A 16183-nucleotide genomic window follows, 5' to 3' on the forward strand; every position below is an offset into this window, starting at 1 on the left:
GCACTGTAGCGCCCGTTGAAAGCAGGGGCCGCTGCGCTGGCGCAAGGGACCCCTTCATGGTGTGCGGCCCGACAGCCGCGGCAAGGCCACCCACCCGTCGTCGGAACGGACGATGCGGATGGCGCCGCCAAAGACGGCCACCAGCCGATCGTGCAGCGCGGCGTCTCCGCAGGCGCCTTCGGCGGCGACCCGCCCCTGCGCCATCACCACCAGCCGGTCGGCCAGCAGGGCCAGGGGCAGGTCGTGCAACACGCTCACGACGGTGCGGCCCTCTCCCGCCAATCGCCGGAGCAGGCGCACCAGCGCCACCTGGTGCGGCGGATCGAGGTGCGTGGTCGGTTCGTCGAGCAACAGCACCGGCGCGTCGACGGCCAGGGCGCGCGCCAGCAGCACCCGCTGCCGTTCACCCCCGGACAGGTCGCCCAGCCGGCGCTCCGCCCAGCCCGTGCATTCGGTGTCGGCCATGGCGCGGGAGACCGCCGCCTGGTCGGCCGGCCCCGGCGTGCCGAAGAGGCCGAGATGCGGAAGGCGGCCCAGCATGACGATGTCGCGCGCGGTCAGGTCCCCCGCGGCCTCGCCCTGCTGGGCCAGCCAGGCGGTGTGGCGCGCGCGTTCGGCCAGGTGGCAGCGGGCCAGCGCGCGGCCGTCCATGAGCACCTGTCCGGCCTCCAGCGGCAGCAGGCCAGCCATGGCCCGCAGCAAGGTCGACTTGCCCGCGCCGTTCGGCCCGACGATGCAGGTCCACCCCGGCTCCAGCGCCAGCGAGACGCCGTCGATCACGGTGCGCCCACCGAGCGAGACGCGCAGCTGGTCGGCGGCCAGGCGATGGCACAACGTGCCCGTCATGCGAGCCGCCTTCGGTGCAGCAGCCACAACAGGTAGCCGCCGCCCAGCACCGCGGTCAGCACGCCGACCGGCAACTCCTGCGGCGCCACCAGCGAGCGCGCAAGCACATCCGCCGAGAGCAGCAGCGCCCCGCCCGTGCCGGCACTGGCCAGCAGCAGGAAGCCGTGGGACGAAGGCGCGAAGCGCCGCACGAGGTGCGGCGCCACCAAGCCGACGAAGGCCACCAGGCCGGCCTGCGAGACGGCCAGGCCGGTGGCCAGGGAAATGGCGAGCACCATCACGACCCGCACACGTCCGAGGGACAGGCCGAGGCTGCGCGCGCTGTCCTCGCCCAGGGCGAGCGCGTCGAGCGCGCGGGCATGGCGCCAGGCGAGCGGCGCCGACAGCATGAGCCCGGCAGCCAGGATGCCGCAGGCTTCCCATCCGAGAAACCCGGTCGAGCCGAGCAGGAAGGCCTGCTTGCCGCGCAGGGCATCCGGCGCGAGCGTGGTCACCATGTCTGTCGCCGCCCCCAGCACCACGCCGACGATGACGCCGGCCAGCAGCAGGCGCACCGTGTGCTGGGCGCCGCGCGCCAGCACCAGCGACAAGGTCACGCCGACGCAGGCGCCGATAAAGGCGGCGCCCACCAGCCCCACGCGCGCCAGCACGGTGGCGGTGGCCAGCCCGGCCGCATGGCCCGAGAACGCCCCCACCCCCAGCACCAGCACCACGCCCAGCGAGGCGCCGGACGCCGAGCCCAGCAAGTACGGGTCGGCCAGCGGGTTGCGGAAGAGTCCCTGCGCGATTGCGCCCGCCAGTCCGAACAGGGCGCCCACCAACCAGGCGCCGATCGAGCGCGGCGCGCGGATGCGGCCGAGGATGAGTTCGCCGTCAGGCGACGTGCCCAGCTGCCACAAGGCGCTCAGGGACCAGCCGTCGCTGCCGGCCGCGAGCCCGGCCACGACAGCGCCCAAGCTCAGCGCCAGGAGCGCCCAGGCCAACCGGCGGCGTCGACGGGCATCCGGTCCAGAAGTCACGGGCCCTGCTCCGCCGCGCCCAGACGGACCAGGCAGTCGGCCAGCAGCGATGCCGCCTCGCCCAAGCGCGGCCCCGGGCGGATCAACAGTTCATAGGGCCCCGGCGCAAAGGCGCAGGTCGTCCGGTGCTGCAGCGCCCGCAGGGATGACCAGCCGGGACGCCCCGGCATGGCATCCACATTCTCACGCGTGGCCATGATGATGTCCGGCTGGGCACGCAGCACGTACTCCGGATTGAGTTTCGGGAACGGGCCCAGCTTCGGATCGACCACGTTGCCGAGGCCGAGCCGTGACAAGGTCTCGCCAATGAAGGAGCCGGGCCCGGCCGCATAGGTGGACCCGTCGACTTCGAAGTAGACGCGCTTGCCACGCAAGGTCGCGGGCACGCGGGACCGCGCCGCCGCCATGGCTTGTTCGATGCGGGCCCAGGCGGGCGCCGCGCGCTCGGGCGTGCCGAGCAGCGCCGCGATGCGCTGCAGGCCCAGGTGCACGTCGGCGTGGCTGTTCGAATCCATCACGAACACCGGCACGCCGAGCTGCTCGAGCCGGTCGACCACCCGGGCCGAGGGCGCGGCAATCACGACGTCGGGCCGCAGCGCCACGATGCGCTCGACCTGGGCGTCCTCGATGCCGCCGAGCTTGGGCAGGCGCACCACCTCGGGCGGCTCGTTCGAGAAGCGGTCGGTCCCCACCAGCCGGTCGCACCCCCCGAGCGCGCAGACGCCCTCGGTGAGCGACGGCATGAGCGACACGATGCGCGCAGGTGGCGCAGGCAGCGTGAGCAACACCCCGCGGTGGTCAACCAGCTTGACGGGCGCTGCTGCCGCCACCAGCGGTGACAGCAGGCAGGCCAGCGCCCAGCGCCGCGCCAGACCGAGAGACCTCATGCGCCCTCCTCCGTCGCCTTCACCACCAGCGGCAGCCCCGCCACCATGAGCGTCACGCTGGCGCAACCACGCGCGACCCGCTGGTGCAAGCGCCCCAGCTCATCGACGAAGCGCCGCGCCTCGGACGTCATCGGCGACAGGCCGAGCCCGATCTCGTTGGACACGAGCACGACCGGTCCGGGTGCGCAGGCGAGCGCCGCGAGCAGCGCATCGCAGGCGACGTCCAGTCCCGTCGCATCGAGCGGCGCCCCTTCCATCGGCATCAGCAGGTTGGTGAGCCACAGCGTCAGGCAGTCCACCAGCACCATCGTGTCGGAACGGCTCAGGCGCGCGACCTCCGCACCGAGCGCCCGCGGTGCCTCCACGGTGCGCAGGCCGGGCACCCGCCGGGCCCGGTCTTCGCGGTGGCGGTCGATCCGTGCCGACATCTCGTCGTCGCCCGCGAGCGCCGTGGCCACGAGGCAGGCGCTGCGCCCGGGAGTGGCGAGCCAGGCGGCCGCCAGTTCCTCGGCACGCCGCGATTTGCCACTGCGCTGCCCGCCCAGCAGCAATTGATGCCGCGGGCGGGCCGCACCCGTGCTCAGCGCGACGGTGTCCACCGCACCCCCACGTAGGCGGCCTGGGGCTCGGTGTTGAACCCGCCCGCCGTCTGGTACTTCCGATCGAAGAAGTTGTCGATGCGTGCCTGCAGGCGCCATTCGTTCGACAAGCGGTGCGACAGGTCGAGGTTGACCACCGCATAACCCGGCAGCACGGTATCGGTCGTCTCGCGATCGAAGCGCTTGCTGGCGGCGATCCATTGCATGCCGACCGTCGTGTCTCCGAGTTCCTGTTGCACGTCCAGCGTGGCATGCCGGCGCGCACGGCGGGCGAGCACCCGGCCGGTGTCGGCGTTCTTCGGGGATTGCAGGTCGATGGACCCAGCCACGCGCAGGCCCTCGTGCGCAAACACGGTGGCCAGGGTCAGGCCCTGCAACGTGGCTCGTCCGACGTTTCCGTAACAGCCCCAGGTGCTGACGCAGGTGCCCGGGGCACCATAGATGATCAGGTCGGCGACCCGGTTGCGGTAGGCGGTGATGCTCGAATCGAAGGCGCCGGCCCGGTGTTTCAGTGCCAGTTCGATGTTGCTGCTCGATCGCTCCGCTTTCAGCGCCGGTTGACCGGCGGACGGCCCCGAGTCACTGAAGCGCTGGTAGAGCGTCGGCGCGCGGAAGGCGTTGCCCACGGAAGCGTGCACGCGCCAGCCGGCGGCGATGTCGGCGCCCGCGGCTACGGTGCCGGTGGTGGCGCTGCCGAAGTCGCTCTCCTCGTCGTGCCTCACGTTGACCTGCACGGCACGGCCTGCGTTGCGCCACCCGTAGCCGAGCGCCAGGGAGGCCAGGGTGCGATCCTGGATGGGCGCCCCGAGCAAACCGGTGTTCTCGAGCTGGTCCTCACGGTGCTCCACGGTCACGTTGAACCCATGCGAGCCGAGCTGCACGTCGTTCTGCCACGTGGTCGTGCGCACGCGCGTGTCGGTGATGTACGCGGACGGGCCGGTCTCGTAGTGATCGTCCGACTGGCCGAAGCTCACGAGGCTCGTCCACTCTGGCACGAAGCGGGCCGACCAGGCGACGCGCGCGGTGTCGAGGTCGTGCACGCAATGATCGTCCGTGACCCCGGACACATCGCATTGCGCATCCACATGGCTGCGCAGGAAGGACGCCTCCAGTCGATGCGCCTCGCCCAGGGCCAGGCCGAAGCGGCCACTGCCCCCGTTCGACACGTGACCGTCCCGGTCCGGGTTGCCTGCCGGACGGGCGTTGAAGCCGTCGCTGCGGGCGGTCTGCCCGGAGACGGCGAAATCGAAGGGCCCGGTCCCGCCCGAGATGCCGGCATCGCCAGTCACGGTGTTGAAGGCACCGGCCACCACACCGGCATCGCCGCGCAAACCCGGCGCGCCGCGGCGCGTGAAGATGTGGACCACGCCGCTGATGGCATCGGACCCGTACACCGCGCTCGCCGGGCCGCGCACGATCTCGATGCGCTCGATCTGGCTCAGGGGAATGGCCTCCCACGTGGCGCCGCCCGTCGACTGCGAATCGACCCGCACGCCGTCCACCATGACGGCGGTGAACCGGGTGTCACCGCCACGGATGAACACCGACGTGGTGCCCGCCATGCCGCCGCTGCGGTTCATCTCGATGCCCGGCACGGCGCGCAGCACATCGGCCACGCCCACCGCGCCTCGCCGCTGCAGGTCCTCTCGCTCGAGCACCGTCACGTCGGAGAGCACCTCCCGCAGGGGCACGGGCGTGCGGGTGGGAGTGACGACCACGGGTTCAAGCCGCGTATCGGCGGGGGCCGCCCATGCGGCGGCGGCCCAGGCCAATGTCAAGAGGCCAGGCATCAGCGGGCGCGCATGGCGCCGGAAAGAGAAGTTCATGAGAAAGGAAGACACAAGTTCCGGGCGCCCGCTTCCCCGCAGGCACCCGACCATCGGCCTCGAGGAAACGAGGCCGCCCTGTTGGCCGGTATCCGGGCTGGCGGCACGACCTGTGTGGCCTTCCCAGGGCTTGGGGCCCCAGTGGCTTTTGCACTCCAGGTTGAATCGGCGTCAACCGATTCGTCCGCTGACCGTTGCGGGGGCAGCGCAGGCGGGGGGCGTGGTCCGTCGGACTCGCTCCCTCTGCTTCCCGTTTAACTGCGCCGGCGTGAAGACCGACGCTGCACCAACGAGCGGCATTGTAGAGGGCCTGCTTCGGGCCCCCTACAATGCCATCAGTCCGTCGTCACCGAGAGCCCTCGCTTGCCATGTCGAAGACCCAAGAACTTGCGGAACGCGTGGAGCGCCTGCTGCTGCGACATGAAGAGCTCAAGCGAACGCACGACCTGCTCGCACAGCAGCTCACCACCGTCACCCAGGAGCGCGACAACCTCCGATCGCGCCTGAACGCGGCCCGCGCCCGCATCGATTCGCTGCTGCAGCGGCTGCCGGCCGGCAACCCGGCCGACGCCCCGGCCGAGGCGCCTGCCAGGGAAGACGAATGAAACAGATCGAAGTGACGATCATGGGCCAGAGCTACATCCTCGGCTGCCCCGAAGGTGGCGAGACGTCCCTGCTCGAGGCCGTGAGCACCGTCGACCGCGAAATGAGCGCCATCCGTGACGGTGGCCGCGTGAAGGCGCGCGAGCGCATCGCGGTGCTCGCGGCGCTGAACCTCGCCTACGCGCTGGCCGAGCGGCCCGCCGCGCCGTCGAGCGGCATCGCGGCGCCCTCCCCGGCCGACGAAGCGCATGTCGACGCCCTCATCCGTCGAGTTGACCAGGCGCTCGGCGCCGACGGTCAACTGCTGTGACGCAAGACCACTTTGCGATGACCGGCGCCCGCTGCGGCAACGGGTCGGCGCGTAGAATGGATTCGTCCGTCGCGTTCGCGTGAGTTTTATATTTCCTTGAACCGATGCTCGCAAGAGCAAGGGCTTGGAACATCGCCTGGCAGGTGCGATCGTCTCGCGTCAGATGAACCCGAAACCAGGCTGACCTCGCCCACCTGAACTGCCTGGGTTCAGGAATGCGGCTCACGGTTCGCGGCGGACACCCTCTTCCTTCGACTGCGCGCTTGTGCCGCGCTCGTGCCGCGCTCGTGCGGCGCTTGCTCGCGCTCCTATCGCGCGTGGGCCATGCGCGCAGCGTGCATGCATGGCGCGTCCCTTGCACCCGTTCTGCACTGTCCGCACACGACGCGCTGCGGATGATGCGCGCGACCGCCTCATCGGTCCGCGCCGCAGGCGAACGCGCAACGCACCACCCTTGTTCTCATCGATCCACTCGGCGGTTCCGTCGCGACAGCCGCCCCGATTTGCGATGATGGCGGTCTCCGGGCAACGGCGCGTGTGTGCATCTCGCACCCCGGCCACCGTGTGACCTGAACCTCACCTCCCTGCACCACCATGTCCCCACAGTTCTGGCTCATGAAGAGCGAACCCGACGAGTGCAGCATCGACGACCTGGCGGCAGCGCCCGGGCAGACGGTGCCCTGGATCGGCGTGCGCAACTACCAGGCGCGCAACTTCATGCGCGACAACATGCGTCCTGGCGACGGCGTGCTCTTCTACCATTCGTCCTGTGCCGTACCCGGTGTGGCCGGCCTCGCCGAAGTAGCCAGCGCCCCCTACCCCGACCCCACGCAGTTCGACCCCTCGAGCCCCTACCACGACCCCAAGTCGTCGCCCGACGCGCCGCGATGGCTGCTGGTCGACGTGAAGCTGCGCCGCAAGACCCCGCTGCTCACCCTCAAGGCGATGCGCGAAGACCCGGCCCTCGCAAGCATGGCCCTGCTGCGTCCCGGCAGCCGCCTGTCCATCACCCCGGTCACCGAAACCGAGTGGCAGGCGGTGTGCAAGCGCCTCGACGCACCCGCCTGAGCCAACCGACCGGCCCGTCAAGCCCGCAAGCGAAGCAAAGCGCCCATCAAGCCACCCGCGAGCCCGGGTTTCCCGGGCGACCCGGGGCGCCCCTCGGGGGCAGGAACGAAGTGACTGGGGGGCCAAGACTCCAGCAGGACGACCCGGGGCGCCCCCGCGGGGGGCAGGAGCGGGAGCGACGTGGGGGCCTATTGTTTGGATTCGAACCGGATGCTCGCCAGCGTCACCAGGTTGCCGCCACGGCGCTGCGCCTCGGCCAGCGCCGAATCGGCCGCGTCGACAAGTTCTTCCTGGCTGTGGGCGGTATGGGGAAAGCTCGCCACGCCCATCGAGACCGTGAAACCCAGGTCTTCGCCGTTGAGCATGACGATCTGGGTGGCGCACTGCCGGCGCAGGCCTTCCATGCGCGAATGGGCCGTGGCGAGGCCGACGCCCGAGAGCAGCACGGCGAAGCGGTCTTCACCGAGCCGGCATGAGCCGTCCATCGCACGCGTGTTGCTGCGCAGCAGCCGTCCCAAGGCCTCCAGGATGCGAGCACGCGCTTCCTCGCCCAGTGCGAGGGCCCGCTCGGACAGCGGATCGAGCGCAACCGACACCATCGCGAATTCGCGGTGCTCGCGCGAAGACAGGTCGACCTCTCGCCGCAGCTGGTCTTCGAAATGGCCGCGCTGGTAAAGGCCGGTTGCCCGGTCCTTCAAGGAGGTGTCCTGGAGTTCGCGGCGCTGCGCTTCAGCGGCCTGCTGCTGCGCCTCGAGCTGGGCCAGCGCCAGGGCCAATTGGGCCTCGAGCTGGCGCTGCGCCGTCATGTCGATCCACACCACGGCCAGGTGGCGTGCGGGCGCGCCGTCGGCAGATGCCAACGGCAGGCGCGTGACGGTGAACTCGCGCTTGAATTCGCCGGTGTCGATGCGGTGCTCGCTGACCTGGGGCAGCGTCTGCACCATGGCCGACTGGTCAGCTGCCCGCAAGGCGTGCAAGGCATCGGTGGGCGCCCAGTCTTCGTCGAGCAGACCGGTCAGGGGACGCCCGACGAGCGAATCCATGCGGTCGTTGCTGTGCACGTAGCGGCCGGTGGCCGCTTCCTTCACGGCAAACAGCGCATCGGTGCGCTCCAGCAGCGTGAGCAGCACGACGCCCAGCGCTTCAGGGGCGAGCCCCAGCGCCTGGGCCAGGCCCGCCGCGCGTTCGGCACGCGCCGACAAGGCCAGCTGATTCGATTCCGTCATTCGTTTTCTCGTCCGTGCCCGCAGGCAGTGTGTAGGCCTCGGGGCCCGGCGGGCAGCCCTGTCCGGTGGATCTCACCGGTGTCTATTTATGCACTGCTGCGGGACTCTGCAAACCCCTAGCTTGATCATAGCGGCCGGTGAGACCGGCGCCCGCCGCTGGCCGCCGCACCACCCGAATCACGGGGGGAAGGATGCCTCGAAACGGGGCCCTCACCTTGCCCGAGCCGACCGCAATGCGCCGGCGGCTCCCTGAAGCGGGGCGCGTCGCGCCCCGTCGGCTGGCATGGCTTTCGCATCGGCAGGCGCACAACAAACGCGTCCGCCCTGCGTTGGGGCGCTCGCACACTGAGGATTGCCCGTGACCGGTTTCAAAGCCTTCCTGAAGTCGGGGCACAGCCCGACGCTGTTCGCCTCGTTCCTGTACTTCAGCTTCTCATGCTGCATCTGGGTGCTCAACGGCGCCATGGCGCCGTTCATCAGCGAGACGTACTCGCTGAGCCCGGCCGAGAAGGGCCTGATGCTTTCGGTCCCCATCATCGCGGGCGCCTTGATGCGCTTCCCGCTCGGGGTGCTGGCGCAGTACATCGGCCGCAAGAACGCCACACTCGTCGAAATGGGCCTCATCGCGGTGGCCATGCTGTTCGGCTTCTTCTTCGTCGATTCCTTCAACGACCTGCTCGCCATGGGCGTACTGCTCGGGATCGCCGGCGCGAGCTTCGGCGTGGCGCTCTCGCTCGGGTCGGGCTCGTTCCCGGCGCGGCACAAGGGACTGGCCATGGGGCTGGTGGGTGCCGGCAACATCGGCACGGCGGTCTCGGTGCTCGTGGCGCCGCCCCTCGCCCAGGCCTTCGGTTGGCAGGCCGTCTACGGCATCGCGGCCGTCGCGATCGCCATTCCGATGGTGGTGATGGTGCTCTTCGCGCAGGAGCCTGCCGACGTCAACCACCATGCCAGCTTCCGCGAGCACGTCGCCTGCTTGTTCGAGAAGGACGGCTGGGCCTTCAGCCTCATCTACGGCATCACCTTCGGCGGCTTCATCGGTCTCACCACTTTCCTGCCGACCTACTACTTCGACCAGTTCGGCGTCAGCAAGGTCGAGGCAGGCCAACTGACCATGCTGGCCGCCTTCATGGGCGCCACGGTGCGCGTCTTCGGCGGTTGGATCTCCGACCGGCTCGGTGGCATCAACACGCTCACGGCCGTGCTGGCCATCGTCGTCGTCACGCTGGTGGCCTGCGGCTTCGCGGGCGGCTCGCTCGCGTTGTCGACGCTGCTCTTCATGCTGTGCTTTGCAGCGCTGGGCGCCGGCAACGGCGCACTCTTCCAGCTCGTGCCGCTGCGCTGGCCGCTCAGCACGGCCGTGGCCGGTTCGATGATCGGCGAGATCGGTGCCCTCGGCGGGGGCCTGGTGCCCAACGCCATGGGCCTGTCGAAACAGCATGCGGGCAGCTATGTGTGGGGCTTCCTGCTCTTTGCCGCGCTGGCCCTGGCGGTGCTGGTGATGATGAGGCGCATGCAGCTGCGCTGGACGCGCACCTGGGCCGAGAAAGGCGGGCGTGCACGCCCGCACGTGGCCGAGCCCGTCAGGTCGGCAGGAACAGCAGCCACCAGACCAGCATCAGGTTGAACAGCACCGACATGGCGCACGCCACCTGCCACAGCACCACCGGATCGCGCACCGCCATCGGTGTGGCCGCTGGGGCGTTCAGGGGGCGTGACGCACCGCGGTCGAGGGCGAGCGCCAGCTCCTCCGCGGTCTCGAAGCGATGGCGCTTGTCGAGCGACAAGGCCTTCAGCAGCACGTGGTCTAGCCAGATGGGCACGTCGGGGCGCACGCGCGAGGGCGGCTTCGGGTCGCGGCGATAGCGCTGTTTCTGGTACGGCTCGATGTTGCCGAACGGCAGGTGGCCGGTCAGCAGCTGGTAGATCGACACCGCCAGGGCGAAGAGGTCCGTCTGCGCGTCCACCGGTTCGTCGTCCCAGAGCTCGGGGTTCATGTAGCTGGGCGTGCCCGCGTGCAGGCTGCGCTGCTCCTCCGGCTCGTTGCCCGAGAGCGCCACGCCCAGGTCGAGCAACCGCAGCTCCCCGTCCCGTCCGAGGTGCAGGTTCGACGGCTTGACGTCGCGGTGGATCACGCCGAGACGGTGCAGTCGCCCGATGGCGCGAACGGCCGCGCGGGCCCAGGCGACCGCGTCACCCACTGCGACCCCGCCCGGCCCGACCCGGGCGGCCAGGGTCTCGAGCGTCTCACCGTCGTGCCAGTCGTAGAGCAGGTAGAACGCCGTCGGTCCGGCGGGCTCGCGCAGGCGCGCAAAGCCCGAGTCGCCTCGCTCACCCACGCGGGCGGCAAGCCAGGCTTCATGCGCCAGCATCGCTCGCTCCTGGGGGTCGCCCGCACGCGAGGGGTGCAGCGTCTTGAGCAACAGCCATGCCCCATCCGCCACGCACCGGACCCGGTACGCCAGGTGAACGCCGGAGTCGGCCACCAGCGACTCGACGACGAGCCCGTCCACCGCATCCCCCGGCTTGTATTTAGGCGGCACTGGCAGCTGACGGCTGCGCACCAGCGCATCCTCCAGCCGCGAGCGGGCCAGGCCCCGCACCCTCAGCACGAGCGCGGTCGCGTTGTCCTGGCTGCCTGCGGCCAACGCCGCGGCGACGAGCTGCTCGCTCGCCTGCTGCACGTCGGGCTCCGACGCCAGCGCCCTGAGACGCGCCGCGCCGAGCCGCCCGTGCACGCCATCGGAAACGAGCACGAAGGTGTCCCCGAGCTGCAGGTCACCCTGCAGGTAGTCGATGCGAACCGCATCGTCCTGCCCCATCGCGCGGGTGAGCTGGCTGCGCAGGTCGGGATGGTCGATGCAATGGTCCTGCGTGAGCTGGCGGCACTCGCCGCCGCGCAGAAGGTAGGCGCGGGTGTCGCCGACATGTGCGACGGTCCAGGTCTGCCCGCGCAAGGTCAACGCCGTCAAGGTGCACATGGCCGCACCGGACTGGCGCCGGTTGTGCGCGGCAAGCCAGGCGTTCTGTGCACCGATGATGCGATCGAGCACCACCGTCGTGTCCCATGTGGGAGGCGCAGCGAAGTAGTCCTGCACCAGGGACGTGACGCTGGTCTGCGCCGCCATGCGGCCCTGTCCGCCGCGCGAGACGCCATCGGCAATGGCGGCCACGAAGCCGAGCGCCTCGTCGTGGGGCGCCGGAGGCACGGCGGCACCGAAGTCCTCGTTGCGCTCGCGCGGGCCGGCCTGGCTGCAGTGGCCGATGTCGATGTCGAAGCTCATGAGGGCGTTGGATGCACCTTGCGAGTGCCGAAGTGGAAGGCGGGCCAAAAGAAGCAAGATGCCTGCCCGTAAACAGTGCGGCCATCGCACCATGGCACCACATTGCAGCCGATGCGAGCCCCGAAAACTGGCACCGTGCTTGCTAACTCCCTTGCACCGAGGAGACAGCGAGGACAAGCGGCATGAAGAAGATGAAGCTCGTGATGGTGGGCAACGGCATGGCCGGCGTGCGCACGCTGGAGGAGCTGCTGCGCCTCGCACCCGACCGCTACGACATCACGGTGTTCGGCGCAGAGCCGCATCCGAACTACAACCGCATCATGCTGTCGCCCGTGCTCGCGGGCGAGCAGACGCTGGATGAGATCGTCCTCAATCCCCTTGCCTGGTACGAGGACCACGGCATCACCCTGCACCTGGGTCGCAAGGTGGTGGAGGTCGATCGCCGGCGCCGCATCGTCCGGGCCGACGACGGAACCGAGGAATCCTACGACCGCCTGCTGATTGCCACCGGCTCCAAGCCCTTCGTGCTTCCCGTGCCGGGCCACTCGCTGGAGGGCGTCATCGCCTACCGTGACATCGCCGACACCAGCGCCATGATCGAGGCCGCCACCCGCTACCGCCATGCGGTCGTGATCGGCGGGGGCCTGCTCGGCCTCGAGGCGGCCCACGGCCTGATGCTGCGCGGCATGCAGGTCACGGTGGTGCATGTGGCCCCCTGGTTGATGGAGCGCCAGCTCGACGACCAGGCCGCCTCGCTCCTGCGCGCGACGCTCGAATCGCGTGGCCTGCGCTTCATGATGGCCGCACACACCCAGGCGCTGCTGGGTGATGCGGACGGCCGCGTGAAGGCCGTGCAGTTCAAGGACGGCTCCGAGATTCCGGCCGAGCTGGTGGTGATGGCCGCCGGCATCCGCCCCAACACCGAACTGGCCGAGAAGATCGGCCTGCACTGCCACCGCGGCATCGTCGTCACCGACACCATGCAGACCGTGACGGACCCGCGCATCTACTCCGTCGGCGAGTGTGCGGCCCACCGCGGCGTGGCCTACGGGCTCGTGGCCCCGCTGTTCGAACAGGGCAAGGTCTGCGCGACGCACCTGGCCGAGTTCGGCATCGGCCGCTACCTCGGCTCGCAGACGTCCACCAAGCTCAAGGTCACCGGCATCGAGCTCTTCTCCGCCGGCAACTTCATGGGAGGCGACGGCTGCGAGGAGATCGTGCTCAACGACCCCTACGGTGGCGTCTACCGCAAGCTCGTCATCAAGGACGACCGCCTGGTGGGCGCCTGCATGTACGGCGACACCGCCGACGGCAGCTGGTACTTCCGCCTGCTTCGCGAAGGGCGCAGCATCGGCGCGCTGCGCGACCGCCTGATGTTCGGCGAGCCTGCCGGCCATGCCGAGGCAACACCGGTGCCGTCCGTCAAGGCGCCGCCCTCCCCTGCATTCTCCTGACGTCGACCGTCTCACGGCCTCGCCGCCGGGCAAAGACTGCCCGGGGTCGCCGCATCCTTGAACGAGTTCCTGCATGACTGAAACGCGATCAACCTGTCCGTACTGCGGTGTCGGCTGCGGGGTCATCATCGAGTCCGATGGCGCCCAGATCACCGGGGTGCGCGGCGACCCCGATCATCCGGCCAACTTCGGGCGCCTGTGCACCAAGGGCAGTTCGCTGCACCACACCGCGGCCGCGCCCATCACCCTGCAGGCGCGGCTGCTGCAGCCGGCCCTCCGACCGCAGCGGGGCGATGCGCCGCACGACATCAGCTGGGACTCGGCCCTCGACCTTGCCGCGGACCGCTTTGCCGCAACGGTGCGCGAGCACGGGCCGGACTCAGTCGGCTTCTACATCTCGGGCCAGTTACTCACCGAGGACTACTACGTCTTCAACAAGCTGGCCAAAGGCCTGCTCGGCACCAACAACATCGACACCAACTCGCGCCTGTGCATGAGCAGCGCCGTGGCCGGCTACAAGGCCACGCTGGGGGCCGATGCGCCACCGGCCTGCTACGACGACATCCCGCACGCCAGCACGCTCTTCATCACGGGCGCCAACCCGGCCTGGGCGCACCCCATCCTCTACCGGCGCATCGAGGATGCACGCGCCGCCAACCCGTCCATGAAGGTCATCGTGGTGGATCCGCGCCGCACCGACACCGCGGGCGCCGCCGACCTGCACCTCGCCATCCAACCGGGCACCGACGTCGCCCTCTGCCATGGCATGCTCAACGTCATGCTGGCCGAAGGCTGGGTCGATGGCGCCTTCATCGCGGAGCACACCACGGGCTTCGACGCCCTGCACCAGCGTGTCCGCGACTACCCGGCTGCGGTGGCCGCCCGACTCTGCGGCATTGCCGAAGCGGACCTGGCACAGGCCGCGCGCTGGTTCGCCAATGCCGGCGGCCGAACCCTGTCGCTCTACTGCCAGGGCCTCAATCAGAGCAGCAGCGGCACGGCCAAGAACGCCGCGCTCATCAACCTGCACCTCGCCACCGGCCAGATCGGCAAGCCCGGCGCGGGCCCTTTCTCGCTCACCGGACAACCCAATGCGATGGGCGGGCGGGAAGTGGGCGGCATGGCCAACCTGCTGAGCGCCCATCGCGACCTGGGCAACCCGCAGCATCGCGCCGAAGTGGCGCGCCTGTGGGGAGTGCCGGACGTGCCTGGAAAGCCCGGCAAGACGGCGGTCGAGATGTTCGAGGCGGCGGCCGCCGGCGAGATTCGCGCGCTGTGGATCAGCTGCACCAACCCCGCCCAGTCCATGCCCGACCAGACCCTGGTGCGCCGCGCCCTGCAGCGCGCCGAGTTCGTGGTGGTGCAGGAGGCGTTCTCCACCACGGCGACCTGCCAGTACGCCGACCTGCTGCTGCCCGCCACGACCTGGGGCGAGAAGGACGGCACGGTGACCAACAGCGAGCGGCGGATCTCGCGCGTGCGCCCGGCGGTGCCACCGCCCGGCGGCGCACGCCACGACTGGGCCGCCGCCTGCGACTTCGCCCGGCGCCTCGAGGCGCGGTTGCGCCCCGGCCTGCCGTCGCTCTTTCCCTACGCGTCGCCCGAAGCCGTCTGGAACGAACACCGCGAGAGCACGCGCGGCCGTGACCTCGACATCACTGGCCTGTCCTACGCGCGCCTGGCGATGCGCCCCGCGCAGTGGCCCTTCCCGTCCGGCGCCACCGAGGGCCGACTTCGCCTGTACGAAGACGGCGTCTTTCCCACGAGCGACGGCCGCGCGCGCTTTCACGACGCGGCGTTCGTGCCGCTCGCCGAGGGCCGCGACGGCGACTACCCGTTGTCCCTCACCACCGGCCGACTGCGCGACCAGTGGCACGGCATGAGCCGCACCGGCACCATCGGCCGGCTGTTCGGTCATGTGCCCGAGCCCTCGCTCGACATGCATCCGGCGGACCTGACGCGCCTCGCGCTGGCAGCGGGCGACCTGGTTCAGGTCACGTCACGCCGCGGCAGCCTCGTCGTTCCGGTTCAACCGAGCGACGAGGTCGCGGAATCACAGGCCTTCATGGCGATGCACTGGGGCGAGGAATTCCTTTCCGGCCGTGCAACCGACGGCACCGTCCTGCACGGCGTGAACGCGCTGACGACATCCGCGTACTGCCCCATCTCACGACAGCCGGAACTCAAGCACGCCGCCATCCGGGTGCAACGCGCCGACCTGCCCTGGCGGCTGCTGGCGCTCGCCTGGCTGCCCAAGGACCTCGCGCTGCGCGCGCGCGAGCAGCTCAAGGCGCTGATGGGCGAGTTCGCCTTTGCCAGCTGCGTGCCGTTCGGCCGGGAGCGCACCGGGGTTCTGCTGCGCGCCGCCGGCCCTGAGCCAGCGCCCGCCGAACTCCTGCAGCGCATCGAGCGGATCATCGGCCTCGATGAGGGGCAGGCCCTGCGCTACGAAGACCGGCGCCGCGGCCAGCGCCGCACGATGCGGCTCGCCCCCATCGACGGGCAGACCCAGCTGCAGGCCTTCCTGCTTGGCGGCGACATCAGTGCAGAAGTCTGGTTGCGCCCGTTGCTGCAAGACGAGCTGCCCGCCCAGGCCTACGGCCGCCTGCTCCTGGTCCCCGGCGCCGAAGCGCCCGTCGCGGTGCAGGCCCGGGGTCGGCAGGTGTGCACCTGCTTCAACGTCACCGAACCCCGCATCGTCGAAGTGCTCGCCCGCTGCGACGGCCCGCCCGCGGAGCGTTTGCTGCAACTGCAGACCGAGCTGAAGTGCGGCACCAACTGCGGTTCATGCGTGCCGGAACTCAAGCGCATGGTGGCGCAGGGAGTGGCCGTCGCGTAGGACCGCAACTGCGCGACCGTGCAACAAGGGTACGCGGCCATCCCGTCGTGAAGCTGGCAACCGAGGCGGCAACGATGGTGTCTACCGAAGACTCGGGTGGACATCGCGCAAGCGACCCCACGCTCGGTGTGTGTGTGCCCGCGGTCGGCACCCCAGTGACTTGACGACCCCTTGGCAGCAGCCCCCGCTGGGGCAGGCGCACCGTCGCCCGCGACAAGTGGC

12 protein-coding genes, 1 other RNA gene, 1 pseudogene and 1 riboswitch are annotated in these 16183 nt (G+C 70.2%); of the genes and pseudogenes, 7 read left to right on the plus strand and 7 right to left on the minus strand.

Annotated features, from left to right (window positions below; translation table 11 throughout):
- Nucleotides 1-54: 54 nt before the first annotated feature.
- Genes ACSQ2F_RS12085 through ACSQ2F_RS12105 form a run of 5 tightly spaced genes read right to left on the minus strand, consistent with a single transcriptional unit; the run spans nucleotide 55 to nucleotide 5177 of the window.
- A complete protein-coding gene (locus tag ACSQ2F_RS12085) occupies nucleotides 55-846 on the minus strand; it encodes an ABC transporter ATP-binding protein (RefSeq protein ID WP_436023067.1) in 792 nt (263 codons plus the stop codon).
- Nucleotides 843-1865, minus strand: coding sequence for a FecCD family ABC transporter permease (locus ACSQ2F_RS12090; protein WP_436023069.1), 1023 nt, complete (start codon nucleotides 1863-1865; stop codon nucleotides 843-845). The genes ACSQ2F_RS12085 and ACSQ2F_RS12090 overlap by 4 nt, the downstream gene beginning before the upstream one ends.
- The gene (locus ACSQ2F_RS12095) at nucleotides 1862-2752 is read right to left on the minus strand and encodes an ABC transporter substrate-binding protein (protein ID WP_436023071.1); all 891 of its coding nucleotides are present in this window, start codon (nucleotides 2750-2752) and stop codon (nucleotides 1862-1864) included. Before ACSQ2F_RS12095 ends, ACSQ2F_RS12090 begins: the two co-directional genes overlap by 4 nt.
- Nucleotides 2749-3351, minus strand: a complete 603-nt coding sequence (locus ACSQ2F_RS12100; protein WP_436023073.1) for a bifunctional adenosylcobinamide kinase/adenosylcobinamide-phosphate guanylyltransferase — start codon at nucleotides 3349-3351, stop codon at nucleotides 2749-2751. The genes ACSQ2F_RS12095 and ACSQ2F_RS12100 overlap by 4 nt, the downstream gene beginning before the upstream one ends.
- The gene (locus ACSQ2F_RS12105) at nucleotides 3333-5177 is read right to left on the minus strand and encodes a TonB-dependent receptor domain-containing protein (RefSeq protein ID WP_436023075.1); all 1845 of its coding nucleotides are present in this window, start codon (nucleotides 5175-5177) and stop codon (nucleotides 3333-3335) included. Before ACSQ2F_RS12105 ends, ACSQ2F_RS12100 begins: the two co-directional genes overlap by 19 nt.
- A gap of 65 nt (nucleotides 5178-5242) precedes the next feature.
- A riboswitch (cobalamin riboswitch) is annotated at nucleotides 5243-5483 on the minus strand.
- Between the two features lie 62 nt (nucleotides 5484-5545).
- Between ACSQ2F_RS12105 and ACSQ2F_RS12110 the strand changes: the two genes are divergently transcribed.
- From ACSQ2F_RS12110 to ACSQ2F_RS12125, 4 genes are all read left to right on the plus strand, one after another.
- Nucleotides 5546-5782, plus strand: a complete 237-nt coding sequence (locus tag ACSQ2F_RS12110) for a DUF904 domain-containing protein (protein ID WP_436023077.1) — start codon at nucleotides 5546-5548, stop codon at nucleotides 5780-5782.
- Nucleotides 5779-6090 (plus strand): cell division protein ZapA, encoded by a 312-nt coding sequence (locus tag ACSQ2F_RS12115; protein WP_436023079.1) that lies wholly within the window; start codon nucleotides 5779-5781, stop codon nucleotides 6088-6090. Before ACSQ2F_RS12110 ends, ACSQ2F_RS12115 begins: the two co-directional genes overlap by 4 nt.
- Nucleotides 6091-6152: 62 nt before the next feature.
- A non-coding RNA gene (ssrS, locus tag ACSQ2F_RS12120) (6S RNA) lies at nucleotides 6153-6333 on the plus strand.
- A 351-nt stretch (nucleotides 6334-6684) separates the two neighbouring features.
- Nucleotides 6685-7158 (plus strand): EVE domain-containing protein, encoded by a 474-nt coding sequence (locus ACSQ2F_RS12125; protein ID WP_436023081.1) that lies wholly within the window; start codon nucleotides 6685-6687, stop codon nucleotides 7156-7158.
- A 188-nt stretch (nucleotides 7159-7346) separates the two neighbouring features.
- On the opposite strand, the gene ACSQ2F_RS12130 is transcribed toward ACSQ2F_RS12125, so the two are convergent.
- Nucleotides 7347-8384, minus strand: coding sequence for a diguanylate cyclase (locus ACSQ2F_RS12130; protein WP_436023083.1), 1038 nt, complete (start codon nucleotides 8382-8384; stop codon nucleotides 7347-7349).
- A gap of 358 nt (nucleotides 8385-8742) precedes the next feature.
- Between ACSQ2F_RS12130 and ACSQ2F_RS12135 the strand changes: the two genes are divergently transcribed.
- Nucleotides 8743-10011: an MFS transporter gene (locus ACSQ2F_RS12135; RefSeq protein ID WP_436023085.1), complete on the plus strand. Its 1269-nt coding sequence runs from the start codon at nucleotides 8743-8745 to the stop codon at nucleotides 10009-10011.
- Here the strand turns inward: ACSQ2F_RS12135 and ACSQ2F_RS12140 are convergent.
- Nucleotides 9968-11668 carry a protein kinase domain-containing protein gene (locus ACSQ2F_RS12140; RefSeq protein WP_436023087.1) on the minus strand — a complete coding sequence of 567 codons (1701 nt, stop codon included), beginning with the start codon at nucleotides 11666-11668 and terminating at the stop codon, nucleotides 9968-9970. The genes ACSQ2F_RS12135 and ACSQ2F_RS12140 overlap by 44 nt on opposite strands.
- A gap of 182 nt (nucleotides 11669-11850) precedes the next feature.
- On the opposite strand from ACSQ2F_RS12140, the pseudogene ACSQ2F_RS12145 reads away from it, so the two are divergent.
- Nucleotides 11851-13086: pseudogene (locus ACSQ2F_RS12145) on the plus strand (NAD(P)/FAD-dependent oxidoreductase); the annotation flags it as partial.
- Nucleotides 13087-13195: 109 nt separating this feature from the next.
- Nucleotides 13196-15961 (plus strand): nitrate reductase, encoded by a 2766-nt coding sequence (locus ACSQ2F_RS12150; protein WP_436023090.1) that lies wholly within the window; start codon nucleotides 13196-13198, stop codon nucleotides 15959-15961.
- Nucleotides 15962-16183 lie beyond the last annotated feature (222 nt).

The sequence above is a fragment of the Rhizobacter sp. LjRoot28 genome, from assembly GCF_964253025.1.
Classification (GTDB): Bacteria; Pseudomonadota; Gammaproteobacteria; order Burkholderiales; family Burkholderiaceae_C; genus Rhizobacter.